This is a genomic window from Phytoactinopolyspora halotolerans, from assembly GCF_010550675.1.
Taxonomy (GTDB): domain Bacteria; phylum Actinomycetota; class Actinomycetes; order Jiangellales; family Jiangellaceae; genus Phytoactinopolyspora; species Phytoactinopolyspora halotolerans.
The window spans coordinates 24699-47449 of sequence record NZ_JAAGOA010000010.1 but is presented as its reverse complement, the minus strand read 5'-3'; the positions used below and the strand labels follow the sequence as shown (position 1 = coordinate 47449).

The 22751-nt window shown below is 68.3% G+C and carries 22 protein-coding genes; 12 read left to right on the top strand and 10 right to left on the bottom strand.

Annotation, left to right across the window (positions count from 1 at the left end; all coding sequences use genetic code 11):
* Positions 1-20 precede the first annotated feature (20 nt).
* Positions 21-470 (bottom strand): HIT family protein, encoded by a 450-nt coding sequence (locus G1H10_RS15310; protein ID WP_163739299.1) that lies wholly within the window; start codon positions 468-470, stop codon positions 21-23.
* 115 nt (positions 471-585) lie between these two features.
* Between G1H10_RS15310 and G1H10_RS15305 the strand changes: the two genes are divergently transcribed.
* Entirely contained in the window at positions 586-1569 is a 984-nt protein-coding gene (locus G1H10_RS15305; RefSeq protein WP_163739297.1) for a zinc-binding dehydrogenase, read from the top strand.
* A 44-nt stretch (positions 1570-1613) separates the two neighbouring features.
* Here G1H10_RS15305 and G1H10_RS15300 read toward each other — a convergent pair whose 3' ends face one another.
* Positions 1614-2042 (bottom strand): hypothetical protein, encoded by a 429-nt coding sequence (locus tag G1H10_RS15300; protein ID WP_163739295.1) that lies wholly within the window; start codon positions 2040-2042, stop codon positions 1614-1616.
* A gap of 135 nt (positions 2043-2177) precedes the next feature.
* Here G1H10_RS15300 and G1H10_RS15295 point away from each other — a divergent pair, with 135 nt between their 5' ends.
* The 3 genes from G1H10_RS15295 to G1H10_RS15285 all read left to right on the top strand — a co-directional run bounded on the left by G1H10_RS15295 (position 2178) and on the right by G1H10_RS15285 (position 5848).
* Entirely contained in the window at positions 2178-4388 is a 2211-nt protein-coding gene (locus G1H10_RS15295; RefSeq protein ID WP_163739293.1) for an MMPL family transporter, read from the top strand.
* Between the two features lie 76 nt (positions 4389-4464).
* Entirely contained in the window at positions 4465-5304 is an 840-nt protein-coding gene (locus G1H10_RS15290) for a helix-turn-helix domain-containing protein (protein ID WP_163739291.1), read from the top strand.
* Positions 5297-5848, top strand: coding sequence for a TIGR03086 family metal-binding protein (locus G1H10_RS15285; protein WP_163739289.1), 552 nt, complete (start codon positions 5297-5299; stop codon positions 5846-5848). Before G1H10_RS15290 ends, G1H10_RS15285 begins: the two co-directional genes overlap by 8 nt.
* A gap of 93 nt (positions 5849-5941) precedes the next feature.
* Here G1H10_RS15285 and G1H10_RS15280 read toward each other — a convergent pair whose 3' ends face one another.
* Both G1H10_RS15280 and G1H10_RS15275 read right to left on the bottom strand, forming a co-directional pair.
* Positions 5942-6766: an alpha/beta fold hydrolase gene (locus G1H10_RS15280; protein ID WP_163739287.1), complete on the bottom strand. Its 825-nt coding sequence runs from the start codon at positions 6764-6766 to the stop codon at positions 5942-5944.
* A gap of 126 nt (positions 6767-6892) precedes the next feature.
* A complete protein-coding gene (locus tag G1H10_RS15275; RefSeq protein ID WP_163739285.1) occupies positions 6893-7294 on the bottom strand; it encodes a YjbQ family protein in 402 nt (133 codons plus the stop codon).
* Between the two features lie 329 nt (positions 7295-7623).
* Here G1H10_RS15275 and G1H10_RS15270 point away from each other — a divergent pair, with 329 nt between their 5' ends.
* Positions 7624-7983: a LapA family protein gene (locus G1H10_RS15270; RefSeq protein WP_163739284.1), complete on the top strand. Its 360-nt coding sequence runs from the start codon at positions 7624-7626 to the stop codon at positions 7981-7983.
* Here G1H10_RS15270 and G1H10_RS15265 read toward each other — a convergent pair.
* The 4 genes from G1H10_RS15265 to G1H10_RS15250 all read right to left on the bottom strand — a co-directional run bounded on the left by G1H10_RS15265 (position 7980) and on the right by G1H10_RS15250 (position 12992).
* Positions 7980-8789: a TIGR02569 family protein gene (locus G1H10_RS15265; RefSeq protein ID WP_163739282.1), complete on the bottom strand. Its 810-nt coding sequence runs from the start codon at positions 8787-8789 to the stop codon at positions 7980-7982. The genes G1H10_RS15270 and G1H10_RS15265 overlap by 4 nt on opposite strands.
* 97 nt (positions 8790-8886) lie before the next feature.
* Positions 8887-9900: a lysylphosphatidylglycerol synthase transmembrane domain-containing protein gene (locus G1H10_RS15260; RefSeq protein ID WP_163739280.1), complete on the bottom strand. Its 1014-nt coding sequence runs from the start codon at positions 9898-9900 to the stop codon at positions 8887-8889.
* Positions 9901-10164: 264 nt separating this feature from the next.
* Positions 10165-12378: an alpha-N-acetylglucosaminidase gene (locus G1H10_RS15255; RefSeq protein WP_216853292.1), complete on the bottom strand. Its 2214-nt coding sequence runs from the start codon at positions 12376-12378 to the stop codon at positions 10165-10167.
* Positions 12375-12992, bottom strand: coding sequence for a hypothetical protein (locus G1H10_RS15250; protein ID WP_216853291.1), 618 nt, complete (start codon positions 12990-12992; stop codon positions 12375-12377). Before G1H10_RS15250 ends, G1H10_RS15255 begins: the two co-directional genes overlap by 4 nt.
* 240 nt (positions 12993-13232) lie before the next feature.
* Between G1H10_RS15250 and G1H10_RS15245 the strand changes: the two genes are divergently transcribed.
* Positions 13233-14492, top strand: coding sequence for a hypothetical protein (locus G1H10_RS15245; RefSeq protein ID WP_163739278.1), 1260 nt, complete (start codon positions 13233-13235; stop codon positions 14490-14492).
* A gap of 22 nt (positions 14493-14514) precedes the next feature.
* On the opposite strand, the gene G1H10_RS15240 is transcribed toward G1H10_RS15245, so the two are convergent.
* Positions 14515-14898 (bottom strand): MerR family transcriptional regulator, encoded by a 384-nt coding sequence (locus tag G1H10_RS15240; RefSeq protein WP_163739277.1) that lies wholly within the window; start codon positions 14896-14898, stop codon positions 14515-14517.
* A gap of 57 nt (positions 14899-14955) precedes the next feature.
* On the opposite strand from G1H10_RS15240, the gene G1H10_RS15235 reads away from it, so the two are divergent.
* The 4 genes from G1H10_RS15235 (at position 14956) to G1H10_RS15220 (ending at position 20099) form a co-directional block, all read left to right on the top strand.
* On the top strand, positions 14956-16479 hold the full coding sequence (locus G1H10_RS15235; protein ID WP_163739275.1) for an MFS transporter: 1524 nt from the start codon (positions 14956-14958) through the stop codon (positions 16477-16479).
* A 68-nt stretch (positions 16480-16547) separates the two neighbouring features.
* A complete protein-coding gene (locus G1H10_RS15230) occupies positions 16548-18941 on the top strand; it encodes a molybdopterin oxidoreductase family protein (protein WP_216853290.1) in 2394 nt (797 codons plus the stop codon).
* Positions 18938-19423 (top strand): hypothetical protein, encoded by a 486-nt coding sequence (locus G1H10_RS15225; protein ID WP_163739270.1) that lies wholly within the window; start codon positions 18938-18940, stop codon positions 19421-19423. The genes G1H10_RS15230 and G1H10_RS15225 overlap by 4 nt, the downstream gene beginning before the upstream one ends.
* Before the next feature lie 4 nt (positions 19424-19427).
* Positions 19428-20099 (top strand): GPR1/FUN34/YaaH family transporter, encoded by a 672-nt coding sequence (locus tag G1H10_RS15220; protein WP_163739269.1) that lies wholly within the window; start codon positions 19428-19430, stop codon positions 20097-20099.
* Positions 20100-20115: 16 nt separating this feature from the next.
* Here the strand turns inward: G1H10_RS15220 and G1H10_RS15215 are convergent, their stop codons facing one another.
* The gene (locus G1H10_RS15215) at positions 20116-20745 is read right to left on the bottom strand and encodes a class I SAM-dependent methyltransferase (protein WP_163739267.1); all 630 of its coding nucleotides are present in this window, start codon (positions 20743-20745) and stop codon (positions 20116-20118) included.
* A 153-nt stretch (positions 20746-20898) separates the two neighbouring features.
* On the opposite strand from G1H10_RS15215, the gene G1H10_RS15210 reads away from it, so the two are divergent.
* Together G1H10_RS15210 and G1H10_RS15205 are read left to right on the top strand one after the other, a co-directional pair.
* Positions 20899-21558: an ATP-dependent Clp protease proteolytic subunit gene (locus G1H10_RS15210; protein WP_163739265.1), complete on the top strand. Its 660-nt coding sequence runs from the start codon at positions 20899-20901 to the stop codon at positions 21556-21558.
* A 170-nt stretch (positions 21559-21728) separates the two neighbouring features.
* A complete protein-coding gene (locus G1H10_RS15205) occupies positions 21729-22745 on the top strand; it encodes a phosphotransferase (protein ID WP_163739263.1) in 1017 nt (338 codons plus the stop codon).
* Positions 22746-22751: the final 6 nt, after the last annotated feature.

The window sequence follows — 22751 nt, the reverse complement described above, 5'->3', positions numbered from 1 at the left end:
CCGCGGTTCGCGGGCGGTGCTCAGGTCGAGAGCCGAGTTCGCAGTCTCAGGGCAAGCTGATCGCGATCATCCGCGCTGACCTGGTCATCGTCCTGCCGTCCGAGCAAGCCGAAGATGCCGGGGCCACGTCTCTCCACGGCCAGGTCGCGCGGACGTGGTACGACGTGGAAGTGCAGGTGAAAGCCGGGCGCTTCGCCGAACTCCGCGACGTACACCTTGGACACCCTGAGCTCTTCCGTCAGAGCCCGGGCCAGCCGCGCCTGCCAGATGCCAAGGTCGGCCGATTCGGCGTCGCTCAGCTCGGCCATTTCCATGACGTGCCGTCGTGGTGTCAGGATGAGCCAACCTAGCAGGGCGCTACCGGTCGCGTGGACGACGCGCCACTGCTCGTCGTACGAGATCAGCTCGCGCGGCGGCAGCTGGTCGAGCTCGGCCTCACGATTGCAGCTGTAGCAGTCGATCACCGTCATGGAGGTGACCATACGTGCCGTGCAGAGGACCGGCGCCGACCAGCCGGGTTGACCTCGACTTTGGTTGAGGTTGCATGCTGATCTCGATATCGGGACGAGAGACCTGGAGACAGCGATGCATGCGATCCGCCAGTACGAGTTCGGGCCGGCCGAGAACCTGCGATACGAAGAGGTCGAGGATCCGTCGCCGGGGCCGGGTCAGGTACGGATCGCGGTCCGTTCCGCCGGAGTGCATTTCATCGACACAGCGCTGCGGAGCGGGCAGGTCGGAGGCTCGTTTCCGTTGCCGGAGCTGCCGATGACGCCTGGCCGGGAGGTGGCGGGCGTCATCGACGACCTCGGCGACGGGGTGGACGCCGACTGGCTCGGTGCCCGGGTCGTGGCGCATCTCGGACCGGCCAGCGGTGGCTACGCGGAGCTGGCGGTCCGCGACGTGAGTGCCATCCATGCCCTGCCCGACGGACTCGGCTTCGACGTGGCGGTGGCGATGATCGGCACCGGCCGGACCACGATGGGGATCCTGGATGTGGCGCAGCTCTCGCCGGACGACGTGGTCCTCGTGATGGCGGCGGCCGGCGGGATCGGCAACCTGCTCGTGCAGACCGGGCGGAACCTCTCCGCGACCGTCGTCGGCGCCGCGGGCGGACCGGATAAGGTGCGGCTGGTGCGGCAGGCCGGCGCCACCATCGCCGTCGACTACAACCAGCCCGGGTGGACGGAACGGGTACGGGAGGAGCTCGAGGGCCGCGAGGTGACCGTCGTGCTGGAGGGACTCGGCGGCGAACTCGGGCGGCAGGCGATGGAGCTGCTCGGCCCCGGTGGGCGACTGATCATGTACGGGTGGGCCGCCGGCGCCGGGCAACCCACCCGCGTCACCACGGAGGACCTGACCGGACGGTCGCTGACCGCTTCGTGGGCCCTCGGACCGGCGATGTTCCGGCGGCGCGACATGCCGGCCCTGGAGGCGGCGTCGCTCGCCGAAGCGGCTGAGGGTCGGCTGATCCCGGCGGTACAGGCGTTCCCGCTCAAGGATGCGGCCGCCGCGCATGCCGCGCTGGAGACCCGCGCCACCACCGGCAAGGTCGTCCTTCACCCGTGATCATCAACCGCCGGCCGGACCATGACCGGTCTAGCCGTTGACGATCACGAGCGGCGGAGGGAGGGACGCAGTGGGCGTTCCCGGTAACCACCGTCGGCCAGGCCGGCGTGCCGCTCGAACGGGTTCCGGGCGGCGATATGGCCGGTGAGCAGCCAGGACCAGGCCGCGGCGAGCAGGTAGAGGACGAGCATGACCGGCCCCAGGCACCACGCGTACTGGGTGGCGTGCCGGGCCTCGTGCGCCAGCAGACGCGGGCGGCGGGCGAGTCTCGCGTCATCGATCCGGAGCAGCACGACGTTTCCGACGGTGAAGGCCGGAGCCGGTGGCAACGGGAAGCGGTAACCGCGGCCCAGGATCAGCCCGTCGTCGCCGTGGGAGAAACGGCTACGGCCGACCACACCGATCAGCAGACCCAGCAGAGTCGACAGGTTCACCCAGTTGACGATCTGCCGGAGGCGGTATCGGGTGGGCACACGGCTATTCTCGCCGATGCTGCAGCCGTTCTCGATGCCGATTCGGGTAATCCACGGGCGCGAACGCGCGTTCTTCTTTACCTTGATGCTGGGCGCACCTTTGCGCCATGACCGACCGTTCGTCTGGAGTCTGATGTGGCCGCATTCCTCTACCGGCTAGGCCGGCTCGCCTACCGACGGCGCTGGTTCGTCGCGCCTGCCTGGCTGTTGCTACTCGTTCTCACCGGCATCGGTTCGGCGACCCTCGCCGAGGACAACGTCGAGTCGTTCGAGATTCCGGGGACCGAGTCTCAGCAGACCATGGACCTGCTCGAGGAACGTAACCCTGGGATGGCCGCCGGCGGAGCCACCGGCCGCGTCGTCTTCGCCGCGCCCGATGGCGAGGCTCTCACCGATCCCGGCAACCGGTCGGCGGTCGAGGCCGTCGTCGCGGAGGTGGCCGAAACCCCAGGCCTGGTGAGCGTGGCGGACCCGTTCGAGGCCGGCACCGTATCCGAGGACGGCACCATCGCCTACGCCGAGGTCACCTACTCCGACTCCATCATCAGCGACGAGTCGCAAGAGGCCCTGTTCGAAGCCGCCGAGAGCGGACGCGATGCCGGTCTGACCGTGGAGATCGGCGGGGATGTGGCGTTCGAGGAAGAAGCCGGGGGCGGCAGTGAGCTGATCGGTCTGGCGGTAGCGGCCGTCGTCCTGGTCATCACCTTCGGCTCGTTCACCGCCGCTGGCATGCCGCTGCTGAACGCGATCATCGGTGTCGGCGTGACGCTGTCGGTGATCACCATCTCCACCCGGTTCTTCGACCTGTCCCAGGACTCCACCATCCTGGCGATGATGCTCGGCATCGCGCTGGCCATCGACTACTCGCTGTTCATCGCCTCACGCTATCGGCACGAACTGTCCATCGGGCACGACGGTGAGGAGGCGACCGGACGCGCGGTGGGCACGGCGGGGAACGCCGTGGTGTTCGCGGGGATGACGGTCATGATCGCCTTGATCGGTCTCTGGGTGGTCGGCATTCCGATGCTGACCCAGATGGGCCTCGCCGCGGCGTTCGCCGTCGCCATGGCCGTCATCATCGCGCTGACGATGCTGCCCGCACTCTTCGGTTTCGCTAAGCACCGGATCCTCGGCGGGCGCATACCCGGCCTGAAGATGCGCGACCCGGAGGCCGAGGAGGAGACCCTGGGGCTGCGATGGGTGCGGATGGTCACCAACCATCCGATCCGCGTCCTGGTGGTCGTCCTCGCCGCGGTGGGCTTGCTGGCCGTCCCGACGACGCGCCTGGAGCTCGGTCTCCCCGACGAAGGCAGCTACAGCGAGGAGATGACGCAGCGGCGAGCCTATGACCTTCTCGCCGAGGGTTTCGGCCCCGGGTTCAACGGGCCGCTGACCGTCGTCGTGGATGCGGCGGACAGCCCCGATCCCGAGGGCGCCGTCGCGGAGGTCCTGGCCGCCGTCGGTGAGCTGGACAACGTCGTCGCGGCCGCCCCGGCCACGCCGGACGGCACCGGTCTGAACGAGGCGGGCGACACGGGCATGGTGATCGTCATTCCGGCGACCGGGCCCAGCTCCGCCGATACCGAAGACCTGGTCCACGACATCCGCGACATGTCGTCGGAGTTCGAGTCGCAGGCCGGGGCCAGTGTGCTGGTGACCGGCCCCACAGCCGTGATCATCGATTTCAACGAGAAGATGGCCGATGCGCTGGCACCCTACCTCGCCGTCGTGGTGGGGCTGTCGTTCCTGATCCTGATCCTCGTCTTCCGGTCGATCCTGGTTCCGTTGAAGGCGGCACTCGGCTTCCTGGTCACGATGGCCGCCACCTTCGGTGCCACCGTGGCCGTGTTCCAGTGGGGGTGGCTGGCGGATGTGATCGGCCTGCAGCAGACCGGGCCGATCATGAGCATGCTTCCGATCATCCTGATCGGGCTCGTGTTCGGGTTGGCCATGGACTACCAGGTGTTCCTGGTCACGCGCATGCACGAGGAGCACGTACATGGCATGGCCGCCACACCGTCGATCGTGACCGGATTCCAGCACGGCGCCAGGGTCGTGGCGGCCGCCGCGATCATCATGATCAGCGTGTTCGGTGCGTTCATCCTTGGCGAGGATTTCATCAAGCAGGTCGGTTTCGCCCTGGCCTTCGCGGTCTTCATCGACGCGTTCGTCGTCCGGATGACCATCGTCCCTGCGGTGCTCCGTCTGCTCGGCGAGCGGGCCTGGTGGATTCCGCGCTGGCTCGACCGCGTGTTGCCGGACGTCGACGTCGAGGGCGAGAAGCTGCGCCGCATGCTCGATGAGGAAGCCGCGCAGCCTCCGACGGAACGCGCGTCACTGCCGTGATGGCCCGGGCGCGTGCCGGTGGTGTGGACCGTGCTCGCGCCCCGTACATCTGTGCTGGTCACGTAGGATTCCCCGTATGGGTTGGTACCGGCCGGTGGCCACATCACCGGATCTCGGCCACACACTGGTATGCAGTTGGACGGCGCACGTCGAAGGTCGACATCATCTGGTGCCCGACGGTTGCGTCGACATGTTGTGGCTCGCGGACGGCCGCATCGTGGTGTGCGGACCGGAGACGGCGGCGTGGTCGTTCGTGTTGCCGCCCGGAACGGAAGCGGCCGGTGTGCGGTTCCGCCCGGGCATGGCCGCGGGTGTCCTGCGCACGCCGGCGTCGGCCGTCGTCAATCAGCGAGTCGGCCTGGACGATGTGCTGGGTTCCGGGCCGGCTCGCCGGCTCGGGCAGCGCATGGGCGAGGCAGGAGACGCGTTCGTCAGGCTCAAGATCCTCGAGGATGCGGTCCGGCGGTGGATGGATGGGGGAGCCGAACCCGACCCCGTAGCGGCCCACGTGGTCCACGAACTGGCCCAGCGATCACACACAGTGCGCGATCTGGCTGATGCGGCCGGGCTGACCGAACGACAGCTGCAGCGGCGGTGCCGGGCGGCTTTCGGGTATCCGATCACGACGTTGCGGCGCATCCTGCGTCTGCAGCGATTCATGGCGGCGGCCCGCAGCCCGAGGTGGAGACAGGCCGGTCTCGCGGGCCTGGCGCACGCGGCCGGGTATACCGACCAGGCCCACCTGTCCCACGAATGCCGCCGGATCGCGGGTCTGACGCCGGCGGAGCTGCTGCTCAGCGAGGCGCCCGACTGGCACGGCGAGTCGGCGGTGGCGCCGCCACCGGCGGACGGCGCCGATGTCGGGTCCGTACAAGACGGGACGGGGAGCGACGGCCAGGCTATGCGGTATGTCTGATGTCGCCGATCGATACCGCCGCCTTGCCGCCCAGCTGACCGAGAAGGTGGAGGCCGTTCCTGCCGAGGCCTGGAACGCACCGTCGCCGTGCGAAGGGTGGACCGCTCGGGACGTTCTCCGCCATGTGCTGGATGTTCACGCCATGATGGCCGGTTACGCGGACCTCAGCCTCCCCGAGGGCCCCTCCGTCGACGATGATCCGGTGGCGGCGTGGCGGCATGTCCGTGACGCCATGCAGGACCTCCTCGACGACCCGGCTCGTGCCGGGCGGGAGTACGAGGGCTACCTGGGGCGCACGACAATCGAGCAGACGGCCGGGCAATTCCTCTGTTTCGACCTGGTCATCCACGGCTGGGACATCGCGCGTGCGACGGGCGGCGACGAGACCATTCCCACGGCTGACGTCGAAGACATGTTCGTATTCGCCCAGTCCATGGGGGAAAACCTCCGCCTGTCGGGAGTGTGCGGCCCGCCGGTGGCGGTCCCGGAGGATGCGGACCGGCAGACCAAGCTCCTCGCGTTCCTCGGACGTCACCCCGTCTGACCGCCGGCGACAGTGGACGACGGCGCACGCCGGTGGCGTGACCGAGAGTCGGCCGTCGTCCGGCAGCGGTGGGCAGCGATCTACCTGCCGATGTCAGGCGCGCCCACCGCTGGGCTGTGAGGCATCGACCGTCGCCAGGAAACCGGCCAGCACGTCGGCGACCGCGCCCGGCTTTTCAAGCGGAAGGAAATGGGTCGCGTCGACGTCCGCGTCCGTGCAGCCAGGGAACCACGAATGCAGGAGTTCCCGGCCTTCGGCGAAAAACGGTCCACTCGCCGAGCCGACGACGGAGAGTACCGGGGCGGTGATGTTCGACGCCCGTTCAGCATCGAACGACCACTGGGCCAACGCGGCGCTCTCGGCGCCGAAGAACGTCGGCGAGTCGCGGACCGCATCGTCGTAGGCGCTCGGCACCGACGCCACCACGCGGGGCCACTCCGGCCCGGCTACCGTCTCGAACATGATCCGTGCGGCGTCGGCCACGCGGCCTTCCTGGTAGGCCTCCATCGCGGGGGCGATGCCACCGAGGAAGGCCGGTGCACTCGGCACGTCTTGCAGGAGCGGTTCCATCAGCGTGAGCGAGCGGATCCGGTCGGGTGCTGTCGCCGCCAGCTCGAGGGCGATCTGCCCGCCCAGGGAGTGGCCGATGAGGTGAATTCCGTCCAGCTCGAGGTGATCGATCAGCTGCAGCGCATCCACGGCCTGCTCCGCGATGCTGGTCGACCCGGTGACCGGCGAGCTACCTGCATATCCACGCCGGCAATACCAGACCACCTGGTAACGGTCGACGAGCTCCGGCTGCCGTGCCAATGGCTCGAAGCCGCGTGCGGTGTTGCCTCCGTGGATCAGTAAGACAGGCGGGCCCTGACCCGCGGAGTGGAACTCGAGTTCTACGTCGGGCAGATTCACGTGCTGCATGGTGCTCTCCCGGCCAGCGCAATGAAGATCATCAAGCAGCCTAAACCATGGCATTCGTGCGACGACGCCGCGCCCCCGGCCGTAGGGCGGGCCACGTCGCAGCGCCGGCCGGGTCGCTCCGGGGCGTCAGCCGGCGAGGAACGAGAGGCGTAGATTCCGGTCTTTGTTGTCGGCATTCGAGTCCACGATCACCACGCTTTGCCAGGTGCCGAGGGCCGGCGTGCCGGAGAGCACCGGAATCGTCAGCGACGACGAGATGAAAGCCGGGAGCACGTGGTCGCGCCCATGTCCGGGACTCCCGTGCCGATGCCGGTAGATGTCCTCCTTGGGGAGCAGCCGGTCGACGGCGTCGGCCAGGTCCGGCTCGCTCCGCGCGCCCGTCTCGATCAACGCGAGTCCTGCGGTCGCGTGGGGCACGAATACGTGGCACAGGCCGTCGCCTCGGCCACGGCAGAACTGGGCCACCACGGATGTGACATCCGTGACCATGTCGGTTCCGGTATGCACGTCGAAGATCTCACTGTCCATCCCACCCATTGTGGCCCGTACGGTCGGCCCGGTGCAGCGTCGTCCACGCAGGACCGATCCTCCGTCGTGCCGCGCCGACAACTGGTCAGACCAGGGCGCTTTGCATCTTCTGGCCGTGCCACCTGTGACCTGACCAGTGTGGACGCTTGAGCGGAAGGCCGGGCTGGGGCAGGCCGCGTCGGCGCCCGCCGGCATTCTCGGCGTTTGCCTGAGCAAGAGGGTGGAAATGATGTTGCACGAACTCAATAGCCAAAGACGAGCATCGGCATCGTCGCCAGTGTGCCCCCGGGCCACGCGCCGGACGAACGGGCCGGATGGAGGACTTGATCATGATAGTGCTCGCCATAATTCTGCTTGCGGCCGCGATCGCGCTGGTCGCCGTCGTTGTCCTGGAAGGCGGAGAAACGGTGACGATGGACGTCTTCGACACCGCCTTCGACATCCCCGCGTGGGGCGTGTTCCTCGCCGGCGCCGGAGCGGGATTCGTCGCTCTGGCCGGTGTCGCCATGCTCCTCTTCGGCATCCGCCAGGTTCAGGAGCGCCGTCGGGAGCTGGAGTACCTGCGAAAGAAGGTCAGGGAGCAGGAGCGTTCGGAGCCTGACATCGCCGATGACGAGCCGTCCGGTCCGGACACCACCGGGAGCTGGTCCGCGTACGGCCGACGTGGCCGTCCAGTGGACATCTCCTAGCCGGCCAGTGCCGTCACCGCAGTGATCACCGGACCGTAGGGCACGAGGGCGGCCGGGTCAGGCCCGTCGACCCCTGCCAGTGCGTCGTCTGTTGCGATCCGGTAGATCAGTGCACGGATCAACATCTGCTTCCACCCAGCGAGGTGCGACCAGCGCCGCACGAGATCCGCCGGCGCTGCATGCCAGGTCAGTGCGTCGCAGACGGCGACGGCAGCCGCCCATGTGGTCGGCCGGTAGTACACGACCCAGTCGATGATCGCCGGGGGCAATCCCGGGGCGAACAGGACGTTGCCGAGAAGGTCACCGTGGACGGGTTGGGAGCGCAGGTCGACGGAGCGGCGATGTGCGACCAGTTCCTCCAGCAACGGCATGACCGTGTCGCTGCCCGTCAGCGGAAACTCATCGAAAGCCATGCGGTCGCCGCGCGTCCACGGATCATCGCGGGTGTCCAGGAAGGCCGGCCGTGGAATGTCCGACAGAGCCGCGTGGAATGCGGCGCCGGCGCGCAGCACGTCGTCGGGCCGGCGGTGATCCTCGCGCCCTTCGACGACATGCCAGGCTTCCCACCCGTCGACGATCCAGCCGCCGTCGGCTGTCCCGACGGGTCTGGCGACGCGGAACTCAGCGGAGTCGGCGAGTGACGCCAGGACGTCGGCGCGCCATTCGGTCTCGCGCGGGTCGCCGGTCGGTTTGACGACGATGTCACCGGCACGCCAGGTGTGTCCCTGGCCGCCGTCAAGGAGACGTGGCGTGGCCGTGGGGGCGCCGAACGCAGCAAGAACCTCTGTGGTGGGTGCTGTGGTCACCGCGCCACCCTGGCATGCGGTGGCGGCCGCCGACGAGCCATTTTGCGCGCAGACGACGCCGACGCACGGCGGCTTACGCCACCGGCGAGCCGGTGATTCAGCGCGGCTGACCTGATGGGCGGATGTTGCCTAGCCAGCCTCGGATGTTGCCGGCCGCCCACCCGCCGGCGAAGGCCGCGGCGGCGACGATGGGCGCGAGCAGGATCACGGCGCGGAACAGCAGGACGACCGGGAACGCCTCGCTGAAGGAGACTCCGGCGACGACGAGCCCGGCCACCAGCGCAGCCTCGGATGAGCCGATCCCCGCGGGCGTCGGTGTCGTGGCCGACACGGCTGTGCCGGCCATGTAGATGGCCATGGCGGTGCCCACGGTTACCGGGACGGCGAAGGCGGTCACCGCCGTTGCGAAGCCGATGGCCAGGCACAGCATCGACGCGAGCTGGGCGAGCAGTGCTCCGATGGCTATCGCCGGGCGCGCGCGGACACTGGATGCGAGTTGCCGGGCCGTGTCCGCCACGTCAAGCGCGCGGCGGCGAACTGCACGTTGTACCGCGGTGCGCGGACGCCGCTGTGCCGAGCGGCGGCGTCGCCGACGGAGCCGCTCGAGAACCGCCGTCGAACGTGCTCGCCTCAGCATCGTGGGAGTCAGCAAGGCGAGCGAGGCGGCGACCGCGGCAACGACGACCAGGCCGGCCGTCCCGTAACGCAGCCAGCCCAGACCGAACGCGAGGCCGGACGCATGGATAACGCCTCCGGCGGCGGCCCACAGCGCGACGATGCTGGATGCGAGGCACGTCGATGCGCCTCCGCGGCGAAGAGCGGCGATGAAGACGCCGGCAGAGCCGACGCCGGCGGGTACGACGCGGTTCGCGACGGTGCCGCTGACGTGACATGTGGTCGTGTCCAGCCAGCCCAGATGGCCGACGGCGATCAGCCGTTTGCCGGCGACGGACGCGACGGTGGCGGCAGCCCAGCACCCGGCGACCAAGAGCAGCGCGACCGGCTGTTGCCGGGTTGCGTCGACCGCGTCGGGCAGGGCCGACGGGAAGACCGTCAAGCCGGCGACGACCATCACGCCGACGAAACACAGCGTGCCGATGAAACGGCACACCCTACGGACGCTCAGCGTCCGCCGAGCCTCCGAGGCAACGTCCTCAACCGCCCCGTGGGCCATCCGGCCGGGCGAATCCGTGTAGATGCTGATCGCTTAGGATAGGGGTGGAAATACGCGGAAACGCAAATGCGGATTCGATCTTGGCTTGTCGGTGTGTTAATGAACCGGCGCACGCGGCGGTAGGCGCGTGCCGAAAATATGTGACTTTCGCGACATTTGGCCGGGTTTTGGTCGATCCATGTGACGTTTTGCCAGCGTTGCTTATGGAGAAACGCGGCCCTGAACGCGCTCCTGTCGGCCGTTCGTTCGGCTGAACCCTGTGCCGACGAGGTCGCCGTAGGTCTGGAACAGCCGGCGAGACTCGGCGAGCAGATCGCCTACCGGTTCCGGTGACGGGTCGCATCCGTCGCGGATGAACAGCTCACTGTGTGTGCGCAACGCTGCCGTCAGGCGCTCGTCCTGGCTACCGGGACGGGAGATCGCCGCGTCCAGACCGTCCGCCCACAGTCTCCACCGCGACTTGTAGTAGCCGCCGACCATGCCCCCCCAGATACGTCCGGCGTAGTCGTCGAGCAGCGGGCTCTCTGCGGAACCCCACACGGTCAGCATGCGTCGCGCGTTGTCGGCCAGGACCGCGTGATCGTCCGCGCAGGTCGACCATGCCAGAGCCTGCGACTCCCAGTGCTGGAAGGTGAACTCCGCACGTGTGGAAAGCAGACGGTCGAGATCGTCGAAGAGCCGTAAGAAACGTTCGACCGACGGACGGTCCGCGTGGCGATGCCGGACCGACCGTTCCACGGCGTCCAGGTAGAGAATGTCCGCCGCCCTCGACATGGCCGCGACCGCGACGTCGATCAGGTCCCGTCCGAACGGGCCGTGGACGAGCGAGCCGTCCTGCTCGGCACTGGCGATCATCCGGCGCCACGCATCGGTCAGCGTGGCCGGCGGATACCACAGCGCCCCCTCGACCTCGGCTCGGAGTTCGGCGAGGTGGTGCGGAATCCGTGCGTACGACGGTTTCGCGGTCAGCACACCATTGAATTGCTCGGGAAAGATGCGCACGTCAGCAGCGTTGTACACGGTCTGGACGAGGTTCCGCCAGGCACGCAACAGCTCGATGCCGGGCACGCAGCCGTACCTCTGTGCGACGAATCCGCGCAGCCATTCGTCCAGGTCGCCGACCCGGCCCCACAAGTGATCGGCAATCAACGCGAAGAAGACCGGATTGTTCCGGGTACCTTCCATCGCCAGGCCGATGCCGGCCGGCGGGTTCTCGCCGGACAATGCTTCGTCCACGGCAGGTGGTACGGCATGCAGATCCGCGATCGGGTCGGTGCGGCCGCCGAAGTTGAGCAGCGCACACCACAGCCACCGCTTGCCGGCGAACCGGCCGAGACGCTTCCACTGCGGATCGTGCTCCGCCCAGAGATCGGCGATCATCATGCCGTCGTCGGGTGCGGCGTCGAGAAAGGCGGCGACCCGATCGGCGGTCCAGAACTCGCGCTGATATGAGAACGGCCATGCCTGCAGCACCCACGTGGCCTGTGGGTCCGCAGCACGCAGACCGTCGATGGTGGCCGCCGCGACGGCCGCCGGGTAGCCGGGATCGGTGTCGACCGGCGCCATCTCGATGAACGGATCCGCCGCATACAGGTGGTCGGTCCCGAATATCTCGGACTGTGCGTGGACGAACTCCGCGACGATCCGCCGGTACAGCGGATCGAGCGGGTCGATGACGTAGGTCTCGAATCCCTGCCACAGCCGCGACCGCACGCGTTCCGGCGCGAGCTGTCGTGGCACGTGCCCGGTGAAAGCGGGCAGAACCGGGGTCATGCCGAGCGCTCGCTGTCTCTGCAGAATTCGCCGGCCCAGCTCCCGGTGGCTGCTCAGCCAGCTGGCCGGCAGCGGCCCCGCGAATCCGTCGACACAGCCCATGAAGCCGAACGGCAGGTAGCCGGGTCCGCCCAGGAAGCGTCGGATCTCTCGATCGTCGAGCCCTAACCGGGAGTAGACGGCGTGCACGGCGGCTTCGTGTCCGGTGACGGCGAGCGGCATCGTGATGCCGTGCAGGGCCATCCAGTCGATCTCGCGCTCCCAGTCGGCCCAGTCCCAGTACGGCATCGTGTAGCTGAACGTGCAGAAGTTGAGGTAGTAGCCGTCGGCGACGGCCGGTCGACCGCTGCGCACCGGCGTGTCCGGGAGTGAACGGACCGGCAACGGGAGCGTGGTGTCCCAGTGCACCGCCAGCCCGCACTGTTCGCGTAGATAGTGATGGAGACCGACGCAGGCTGCGACGGCGTCGGTCGCGGCGATGGTCAGTGTGCCGCCGGCGGCGCGGTACTCATAGCGGCGCCCGGCGGAGCGATCACGCGTGCGCAGCACGACCGACGCGCCAGCGGGTCCCATGACCCGCCCCGCGAGATCTCGTACGGCGAAGCTCCACGGAGCCTCGCCGCAACCTGCGTCGTCCGTCACCCGTGTCCTTGCTTGCTCGGGGCGTGCCTCAGCCGCCTGGCGGGCACCCGACGACGGTAGTACGCCCAGGTGAGGACGAGCAGCAGCGGCCCCCAGAGGTTCAGGGGCGCGTAGCACGCGATCATCAACGCCGCCCACCCGTCACTGCTGAACGGTAGCGGCAGTCCTTGGAAGTTGAAGAACACGTCACGGAATCCGTAGGTCCAGATGGCGATCAGCGCCAGCGATCCGAGAGTGGCCGGAATGACCGCCGCCATGGGCGGCACGCGGCGCCCGCCGATCACGGGGATCCACCGTGGAAAGACCTCACCCCAGGCTCTCACCAGGCCGAAGGCGGTCAAGGCCACGACCTCGGCGAAGACGCTGAGGCCGAGGATGTAGACGGATTCCCAGCCCTCGACCTGGATCGGACGTCCGTCATCATCGGTCGTGCCCATGGAGTGCCCGAACGCGAACGGCACCCGCCATAGACCGGACGGAAGCGTCAACAGCGGGATGATGTGCGCGATGACGTTCGCCCAGTGGGGTACCGGACGTTCGGTCCGTCCGCGGTGGCGCGTCGGCGACGCGGGGCCACGGACGGTGCCGGTACCGGTCTGTGCTGTTGTGTGCACGCTCGCTCCTCGGTCACTCAGTGCTGTTGCACCGAGCATCCGTCCAGGAGCTGAGCCGAGGCCTCACCTGCGTCGGTGAACCCGCTCCCTCGCGTGGGGGATAGCGGTTCGCGAGGCCGTCACATGGCATGGGGCGTGATCTTCGATTTCGGTTGTGCGATGCAAGAATGCCTGTGAGAGTAGCTTTCAGAACATCATGGGTGATCTTCGTCGAAGCAGTGGTTGATATGGAGGACGGACATGCGGGTGGGCCGTGATGTCCACGACAAGCTCAAGAGCCGGGTGCAGAGCGGGTTGAAGCTTGCGCCAGGTGAGCGGATCGAGTTGATGGTCCGCCTCAACGGGAGGAAGCCGGAGGCGGACTGCCTGGTGATCACCAACGCCCGGGTGATCGCCTTGGAGTCGGTCGTCGAGCCCTTGACCTGGGTGCGTCGGCAGGCGCTCGCCGACGAGATCCGGACGTGGCGGCTGTCGCGCAAGTTCCGCAGCCGCCTGACGATCACCACCGGCTACGGCCGGACCGACGTCTTCGGCTCGAGCCTGAGCCTCTACGACGACGACCTCGTCGACGAGCAGATGGCTGCCCTGGTCAGCGGCCGGAGCACGGCGGACACGATCAGCGTGATCAAGGCCCTGCGCGCCGAGGCACATTGGATGTCCAGTGTGTACGGCCGGTCGGTGTACGTGCTTGACCGTGCGGCGGTGCCGTCCGCGACGGCCGAGGCGATCGATCTCGACATGGTGGAACGGCAGCTGAGCCACTTCGACTACTGGCCGAGTAGCGAGGTGCGCCGTCATCTGGCGGTCTGCCTGCTGGTCGGCGGGTGCTGGTTCGCCAACACCGAGGTCGCCGCCGGCGAGATGACAGGCCCGGCGCCTATCGAGAAGGCACACGTCAAGGCGGTCTCGGACGCGCTGATCACGGTGGACACGGCGAAGATCAAGAAGGGCGGCGGCCGGGAGGGCGAGGTCCTGACTCAGCTGATGTCCGTGGTGGCGCACATCCGCGCGACGCCCGGGTGGCGCTCGCCGCATCTGGACGAGAACGAGCTCCGCATCGACCTCGACGACGAAGTCCGCCACATCGCCCTGGGTTGCTACCGGGTGGCGGAGCTGCGCATGGAGATCGGCGGTAAACCGGACGCGCGCTCCGAGACGGGCAGGCGGGCGGCGACCGTCCACGACACGTCCATGCTTTCCCTGGATGTGGTGGTGCGTCGGCTGGAGGACCGTGTCGATACGCTCGCGTCGTACCGTGACCGGCTCCGGACGCTCTCCCGCGAACTCGCCGACCTGGACGATGCGACTCGCGTCGCCGGTGTGGCGGAGAAGGTGGCACAGCTGGCTGCCTCCACGATGAACGTCGACGATCCGGGCGGCAGCCTGGCAGAGCTGCTCCCATCGCCGCGCGACTCCGCGGACGCCGTGCCGGACGTTCTGGACGCGCTGCGGGGCGACGTGGAACGTCTCCGGCATCCGGACAGCCAGCTGGTGTCCTAGGTCTCCCGGGTTCCCGGATGTCCTAGGGGGACATGCTCGCATCCTCTCGGGCGTGCGTGGGCGTGGCGGCGATGATGGCGTCGAGCATGCCCCGCGCGGCCTGGAGTTCGTCGATGCACTCATCGATCCGGTTCCGCTCGCGGATGAACTCGTCGAGCGTGTCGGCGCAGGTGGGCGTCACGGTCGTCCCGTCGTCGTCCAGGCACGGCAGGACCTCGGCGATGGTCGACGTGGTGAGACCGGCCGCGAGCAGCGTCCGGATGCGCCGGACGACGTCGACGTCGGATCCGGTGTACTCGCGGTAACCGCTGGGCTGTCGGTGCGGGCTGAGCAGGTTCTGTTCCTCGTAGTAGCGCAGCAACCGCACGCTGACGCCGGTGCGGCGGGACAGCTCACCGATGCGCATCCGAACCCCTTCGACGACTTGACTCTCACATTGATGTGAGAGTCTAGCGTGGCCGGCATGTCGATCTCCGCGCCTTCGGACCTCGCCTCCCGCCGGCCCTGGATGGGCCTCGTCGTCCTGCTGCTGCCGACCCTGGTGCTCGCGATGGATATCAGCGTGCTCTTCCTCGCGACCCCACACCTGGTGGAGCAGCTGACGCCGACCGCGCCACAGTTGCTCTGGATCACCGACATCTACGGATTCCTGATCGCCGGATTCCTGGTGACCATGGGGACGGTCGGAGACCGCATCGGCCGCCGTCGGATGCTCCTGTACGGGGCGGTGGGATTCGCCGGCGCATCCCTGATCGCGGCGTTCGCGACGAGCGTCCCGATGCTCATCACCGCTCGGGCGTGCCTGGGCGTCTTCGGCGCCACTCTGATGCCGTCCACGCTGGGGCTGATCAGCACCCTGTTCGGGTCTGCCCGGCAGCGCTCCGTCGCCATCGGCGCATGGGTGACCACGATGTCCGTGGGCATCACCGTCGGACCGCTGATCGGGGGAGTGATGCTGGAGCACTTCTGGTGGGGCTCCGTCTTCCTTCCCGGAGCCGTGGTCATGCTGGCCGTCGTCGCGGCGGCGCCCCGGCTGCTGCCCGAATCCGAACGCTCCGGCACGGGTCTGCCGGACGTCCTCAGCGCCGTCCTCTCCCTGGCCACCATCCTGTCGCTGGTCCACGTCCTCAAGGAGGCACCTGTCGACGGATGGACGCTGGGAACCACCGCGACGACACTGTGCGGCCTGGTGTCCGGCGCGCTGTTCGTCCGTCGCCAACGCCGGCTCACCGAGCCGTTCATCGACCTTCAGGTCTTCCGGAATCGTGCGTTCAGCGCGGCGCTGGTGTTGCTGCTCTTCGGTACCTTGGCCATCAACGGGATCGAGTACGTGTACCCGCAGCACCTCCAGCTTGTGCGAGGGTTGTCACCGTTCGAGGCGGGGCTGTGGACCGTGCCGGGGGCGCTGGGCGTCGTGCTGGGGTCCATGGCCGCGCCGATGCTCGCCCGCCGCTTTCCGGCCGGCTCCGTTGTCGGTGCCGGCGCCGGCCTGGCCGCGTTGGGTTTCGGGATCATGGCCACCGTGGGCACCGCAACGACGCTGACCGCGGTGGTGGCCGGCCTCGTCGTCGCCCAGATCGGCATCGCGCCGATCATCGTGCTCGGCACTGATCTCGTGGTGGGCTCGGTGCCGGCCGGACGGGCAGGATCCGCCTCGTCGATCTCGGAGACCAGCGGTGAGCTGGGCGTCGCTCTCGGCATCGCCACCTTGGGCACGGTGGTCACATCGATCTACGCCCGTCGGCTGCCCGCTGAGATCGTCGCTGGCCTGCCGGACGGCATGGCGGCGCCGGCCGAGGAGTCCTTGAGCGGTGCGCTGAGGGTGGCGGATCGGCTCGCCGGCGAACGGGGACACGCGTTGGCGCTCGCCGCCATGGACGCGTTCTCCGACGGGTTCGCCGTGGCCGCGACGGTCAGCACCGTCATCGCGGGGGTCCTGGCGGTGCTCGGGTTCACCGTGCTGCGCCGCACACACAGTGGCACATGATTGTCCGCTCCGCGGGTAAGCGTCTGAATCGTCGCTCATGCGTTTGCTTGTCGCCGTGTGGAGGAGCCGTGCCGAGACCATCGACGCCGGAACATATCGCCGATCCATGGGGTGCCAGGACGCCGTACGCACGTGGTGAGACCTGGCCGGAGCGTGTCGATGCCGTGCTCGAGGACGGGCTGAGCGACGACGAGGTTGACCGATGGGTGCAGACCGCCTCGTTGCTGCACTCGAACGGGGACGCCATGGACATCGCGGTCCGGAACGGCCGCATCGCCGGGGTTCGCGGGCGAGCCGGAGACCGGGTCAACCGCGGTCGGCTCGATCCGAAAGACGCCTACGCCTGGCAGGCGAACGCCTCGCCGGACCGCCTGACCAGGCCGTTGGTGCGGCAATACGGGCGGCTCAGTGAGGCCGACTGGGACACCGCCATGTCGCTCGTCGTGGACAAGGCCCGGCATCACCTGGATGGGCAGGGCCCGAGCGCGCTCGGCTTCTATACCACCGGTCAGCTGTTCCTGGAGGAGTACTACGCACTCAGCCTGATCGTGCGCGGAGGCATCGGATCCTCGCACCTGGACGGCAACACGCGGTTGTGTACCGCAACCGCGGCCACCGCATTGAAGGAGTCCTTCGCCTGCGACGGCCAGCCGGGCTCGTACACGGATATCGACCATGCGGACACCATCGCGCTGTTCGGGCATAACGTGGCGGAAACCCAGCCGGTGCTGTGGATGCGCATGCTTGATCGTTTGAACGGCCCGAACCCGCCCGCGCTGGTCTGCGTCGACCCGCGTTCCACACCGGTGGCGGAGCACGCGACCGTGCATGTGGCACCGCTGCCCGGCACGAACATGGCGCTGGTCAACGCGTTGCTGCACGAACTGATCGAGAACGGCTGGTATGACCGGGACTACGTGGACGCGCACACCGTCGGCTTCGACGAGCTAAAGTCGACGGTCGAGAACTACCCGCCGGAGCGTGCGGCCGAAATCTGCGACGTTCCGGCCGAACAGATCCGACAGGCCGCCCGGATCATCGGCACCGCCGAGCGCCTGCTGTCGACCGTTCTCCAGGGCTTCTACCAGTCGAACCAGGCGACAGCGGCAGCCGTTGGGGTCAACAACATCCACATCATCCGTGGGATGCTCGGCAAGCCGGGCGCCGGCGTGCTGCAGATGAACGGGCAGCCGACCGCGCAGAACACCCGGGAGACGGGCGCCGACGGCGACCTTCCCGGCTTCCGGAACTGGGCTAACGACGCGCACGTGGCCGAGCTCGCGGACATCTGGAATGTCGAGCCGAAGCAGATCCCGCACTACGCCGAACCGACCCATGCCATGCAGATCCTCCGATACGCGGAGCAGGGCTCTATCCGGTTCCTGTGGATCACCGGCACGAACCCAGCGGTCTCCCTGCCGGAGCTGGGCCGTATCCGCTCGATTCTGGAGCAGGAGCGGCTGTTCGTCGTCGTCCAGGACCTCTACCTCACCGAGACGGCGCAACTCGCCGACGTCGTCCTGCCCGCGGCGACGTGGGGAGAGAAGACGGGGACCTTCACCAATACGGATCGGACGGTGCACCTGTCCGAGAAAGCGGTCGAACCGCCGGGCGAGGCGCGCGCGGACCTGGACATCCTGCTCGATTTCGCGCAGCGATTGGATCTGCGGGACAAGGACGGCGAACCACTGGTGCCCTGGTCGGACGCCGAGTCGGTGTTCGAGGCGTGGAAGAGCTGCAGCGCCGGCCGGCCGTGTGACTACTCCGGGCTGTCCTACGAGAAACTACGCGGCGGCAGCGGAATCCAGTGGCCGTGCAACGACGAGCACCCCGACGGGACTGAGCGCCTGTATGAGGACGGGCGGTTCTTCGCCGACCCGGACTACTGTGAGACGTACGGACACGACCTGGTGACCGGCACCACCATGGAACCGACCGAATACCGTGCGCTCAATCCGTCCGGACGGGCGCTGATCCGTGCCGCGCATTACCAGCCGCCGCACGAGCCGACCGATCGGACGTACCCGTTCCTGCTGACCACAGGCCGCACGATCTTCCATTTCCACACCCGGACCAAGACCGGGCGCACGCCGGAGTTGCAGGCGGCTGAGCCGGACGTGTGGGTGGAGATGTCCGCCGGCGACGCGGACTCCTGTGGCTTCTCTGAGGGTGAGTTGCTGGAGATCGGCACACCCCGGGGCAGCATCGTGGCCCGACTGCGCATCGGTACCACCCGCGACGGCGTCATGTTCCTGCCGTTCCACTACGGCTACTGGGATACCCCGGGCGGGCATGAGCCGGACGGGCCGGGCAGAGCCGCGAACGAGCTGACGCCGACGGACTGGGATCCGGCCTCGAAGCAGCCGATCTTCAAGGTGTCGGCCGCCCGGGTGCGGCGCGCTCCCCGCTCGGGGACGGAACGACGGGCGCATGACGCCGAGAGCGGGAGGGAAGAGCGGTGAACAAGGTCAACGCCCTGCTGCGCATCGTCTACGGCGCCGAGAACAACCTCGCACGACGACTTCGGGCCATCGGCGACCGGCACAGCTCGGACCATGAGATCTACCACGTGAGCAGGGATCTGGCCGGCTGGTCTGAGGAACATGCCCGGCTGCTGGCGGGACACGCCCGCGAGCGGGGCTATGAACTCGGCGGCGCCGATCGGCGGATACCGCGGCCATGGCACATCCTGCGGGCGAAGGCAGGCGAGCTGACCGGCCGTCGCCCGGAAACCGGCCTGCTGGCGGTATGGGACATGCGCAAGCTTCATCTGGACGCAGTCGGGCTCTCCCTGGATTGGGAGATCGTGGGCCAGACGGCCCAGGCGCTCAAGGACGAGGACCTGCTCGCCCTGTCGACGCGGTGCCATCCGGACACGTTGCGGCAGGCGCGATGGGCCAATCACATGGTCAAAACCCTCAGCCCGCAGGCGATGGCGAGCTGAGACGATGGCCGACGAACCGGCACTGCCGGCCCGTATCGTCCTACGTCCGATCGCGAATCCGTTGCCGCTCGGGGTTCTCGGCCTCGCGCTGGCGACGACCATGTACGCCGCGCTGCAGCTTGCCTGGCTGGACCCGGAGCACGGCCAGGTCGCCGCTGTCGCCGCGCTGTTCTTCACCGTGCCCGTCCAGCTGATCGCGTCCGTCTTCGGCTTTCTCGCGCGTGACGCCGTCGCCGGCACGGGAATGGCGCTACTCGCCGGGACCTGGGCGACCGTTGCCGTGATCACGTTGACGTCGCCGCCCGGTGCTACGAACGCGGGCCTCGGGACCGTGTTCGTGATCGCGGGAGTGGCGATGCTCGTCCCGGCGGCGCCGGCGTGGGCCGGGCGTGCCGTTCCCGCTGCGGTGCTCACCACCACGGCTATCCGCTTTGCCGTCACCGGCGGATATGAGCTGACCGGGTCGGGTGCATGGGAGGCCGCTGCCGGGGTGGTCGGACTCGCGTTGGCGGCCCTGGCCGTCTATGCGGCCTTGGCGCTGGCCTTCGAGGACATGAAGTACCGCACCGTGTTGCCGGTCGGACGACGCCATGCGGGTGCGGCTGCGATGTCCGGATCGGAACATGCGCAAACCGAGACGTTGACCTATGAGGCCGGAGTGCGACGGCAGGTGTAGAGCCGCTGCGATCTGCTTATGCGGGCGTGCGGATAACGGCCCATTGATAATGCAAGCCTCGTCGTCCCGGTGCGGTAGCCCAGTGCTCGATCGTGCCGTGCCGCTCCAATTCAGCGCGGAGCGTCCGGTCGGTGCGGAGGTTGAAGTACCGCGGCGGTCCGAAGCCCGTTCCGTCGTCCCACGAGGCCTGCCGGTCTTCGGCTGCGCCCCAGACACCCACCGCCAATGGCGAACCCGGCCGCAGTACGCGCATGATCTCCTTCAGGGCACGGGGCAGGTCTCCGGGCACGAGGTGCATCAGCGTGCTCATAGTCCAGGCGGCATCGAAGGACGCCGCGGCGAACGGCAGGTCGAGCGCCGAGGCGACCTGTGCGTCGAGTCCCAGGGCGCGGGCTTGTGCTGCTTGCGCCGGTGAGAGATCGACGCCCCGGTAGGTCAGGCCCGCGGAAGCGAAGGCTGCGCCGTCGCGGCCGGGGCCGCAACCGATCTCCAGAACCGTGGTCCGGTTCTCGCTGTGCAGCAGTTCGGTGTACTGGGCTCGCCATGCGTGCCGTTCTGGGGACAGATCGCGTTGTGCACGGGTCGTGGCCTCCTGGTCGTAGTACGTCACCAGGTCCTGTTCGACGGACGGCTGATCGAACGTCATGTCCGCATCGTGCCACAGATGACCGCTGCCGGCTGCGGCGCTCGCTTGGGCGGCCCCGGCGCCGGGTACCGGATATCGGGTACCGGAGAAGCCTCGCTCCGTCGTCGTAGGCAGGGGTACCGTGAGGAGAGAAGCCGACCCAGGAGGCCCGTCATGATCCGCGGTCGCCCGACGGCCAGCTGGCCGTTGCCGCCGGAGGTGCCACCGAATCGGCCCTCGCGGCCTGATCAACCAGGAGCGCCGCAGCCGGCGCGGCAAGACCCTCGCGTGCCGTCGTGGGAGGAGCCGTACACCACCGAGCGTGATCTCTCCGACCGCCTGCTCGACATGCGGATCGTCCATCTCGGCGGCGCGCTCGACGAGGATTTGGCCAATCGCGGCATTGCGCAGTTGCTGCTGCTCGACCGGCGCGGCCGGAACTCGATCGAGCTGCACCTGAATTGCCCGGAGAGCGAACTGGACGCGTCGCTCGCGCTGGCCGGAACTGTCGAGACCGTGTCCGCGCCGGTGCATGTGATAGTCCACGGCACTCTGGTCGGCCCCGTCATCGCGGCGCTCTGCGCCGGTGAGGAGCGCGGCGCCCACAGGGGCGCTAGCCTCGTGCTCTCGGTGCCGGACGCGTCGGCGCAGGGCACCGCCCACCAGATGACCGTCCATGCGGAGCAGCACGAGCGCCAACTGGCACGGCTACGGGATCACATCGTGCGGGCGACGGGGCAGTCCGCCGACGACGTTGAGCACGACCTGCGGACCGGCCGGGTGCTCTCCGCCGATGACGCCTTGACCTACGGTCTGCTGACGCGACTTCTGTAAGGGCAGCACGCCACGCACCGGCCCACTCTGCGTCGGTCTTCTCCGGCCTGCGCGCCGGGAATCAGCGGCTGTCAGGGCCAGCCGGTCACACCGTGGTGGGTCGTGGCTGTCCGGCTGCTGGTCCGTGAATCGACTTGCCTCAGCTCTAGCCCGGACGTGAACATGAGGCGGTGAACGGGCCAAGAGCGGCGGCGACTGCGGAGTGGCTGGATCTCGTCCGTCACGAATACTCCCTGACCGAGGTCGCGTCCGCCCGTGACCTCGGCGGAAATTTCAACTTGAATCTACGTGTCTCCACCGCCGAGGGCGCCTTGGTCGTCCGCGTCTCACCAGAGTGGGTCGATGCGGAGCGGCTGGCCGCCGTGCAGGCGGTGCGTGAGTACCTCCGTGGCCGGGGCTGGCCGATTCCCCAGACGGTCCGCACGCCATCAGGCGGAACGTGGGTGTCATTGCATGGTCGACTCGTGGAGGTCGAGCGGTACGTGGAGCCACGCGGCGCGAGCATGACCACCTGGTCCGCGATCCGCGCCGGCATCCCGTGGCTCGCCCGTCTGCACGAGGACCTTCGCGCCGCGCCGACATCACCGGCAGCGGCGAATCCCCCGATGGCGAACCATGTCGAACCCGATGCCGAGTTCGCCGCCACGATCAGCGAGATCCGTAGCTGGGTCCTCTCCGCGGAGGAGAGGGCTTACCTCGATGCTGCCGAGCTGTTGGCCGAGAGTCTCGCACAAGAGTCCAGCGAACCCGCTCTTCCGCGCCAACTGGTGCACGGCGACTTCTGGGCTACCAACGTCTACCTCGCCGGCGATCAGGTCTCCTTGCTCCTTGACCTGGACTTCCTCGGTGAACGCCCACGGGTCGACGACTTGGCCCTCACTCTGTTCTTCATCAATGAGCACCTGGGTCGCGCCGACATCTCGCCCGCCCGTATCCGGGTGCTCCGCGATCTGGTCGATCGGTATGACGCCGCGCTCACCACGCCGCTGAGCCCGGCAGAGCGCGCAGCCCTTCCCTTCGCGATCCTTCGTACGCCACTGACGTTCCTCCGCGACCTCGCCCACCGTGGCCCTTCCAGCCGTCGAGAACTGACGAGCCTGCGTGGCCCAGAATATGAATGGGCGCTCCGCCTGCTGAACGCCCCGGTGTGGCGAACCGCCTTCAGATCAGGACCGCGCTATCGGTGATGGATT

Coding starts and splice junctions, on each gene's coding strand:
- G1H10_RS15310 (WP_163739299.1), bottom strand. CDS start 470: ATGACGGTGATCGACTGCTACAGCTGCAATCGTGAGGCCGAGCTCGAC.
- G1H10_RS15305 (WP_163739297.1), top strand. CDS start 586: ATGCATGCGATCCGCCAGTACGAGTTCGGGCCGGCCGAGAACCTGCGA.
- G1H10_RS15290 (WP_163739291.1), top strand. CDS start 4,465: ATGGGTTGGTACCGGCCGGTGGCCACATCACCGGATCTCGGCCACACA.
- G1H10_RS15285 (WP_163739289.1), top strand. CDS start 5,297: ATGTCTGATGTCGCCGATCGATACCGCCGCCTTGCCGCCCAGCTGACC.
- G1H10_RS15280 (WP_163739287.1), bottom strand. CDS start 6,766: ATGCAGCACGTGAATCTGCCCGACGTAGAACTCGAGTTCCACTCCGCG.
- G1H10_RS15275 (WP_163739285.1), bottom strand. CDS start 7,294: ATGGACAGTGAGATCTTCGACGTGCATACCGGAACCGACATGGTCACG.
- G1H10_RS15270 (WP_163739284.1), top strand. CDS start 7,624: ATGATAGTGCTCGCCATAATTCTGCTTGCGGCCGCGATCGCGCTGGTC.
- G1H10_RS15245 (WP_163739278.1), top strand. CDS start 13,233: ATGCGGGTGGGCCGTGATGTCCACGACAAGCTCAAGAGCCGGGTGCAG.
- G1H10_RS15240 (WP_163739277.1), bottom strand. CDS start 14,898: ATGCGCATCGGTGAGCTGTCCCGCCGCACCGGCGTCAGCGTGCGGTTG.
- G1H10_RS15235 (WP_163739275.1), top strand. CDS start 14,956: ATGTCGATCTCCGCGCCTTCGGACCTCGCCTCCCGCCGGCCCTGGATG.
- G1H10_RS15220 (WP_163739269.1), top strand. CDS start 19,428: ATGGCCGACGAACCGGCACTGCCGGCCCGTATCGTCCTACGTCCGATC.
- G1H10_RS15215 (WP_163739267.1), bottom strand. CDS start 20,745: ATGACGTTCGATCAGCCGTCCGTCGAACAGGACCTGGTGACGTACTAC.
- G1H10_RS15210 (WP_163739265.1), top strand. CDS start 20,899: ATGATCCGCGGTCGCCCGACGGCCAGCTGGCCGTTGCCGCCGGAGGTG.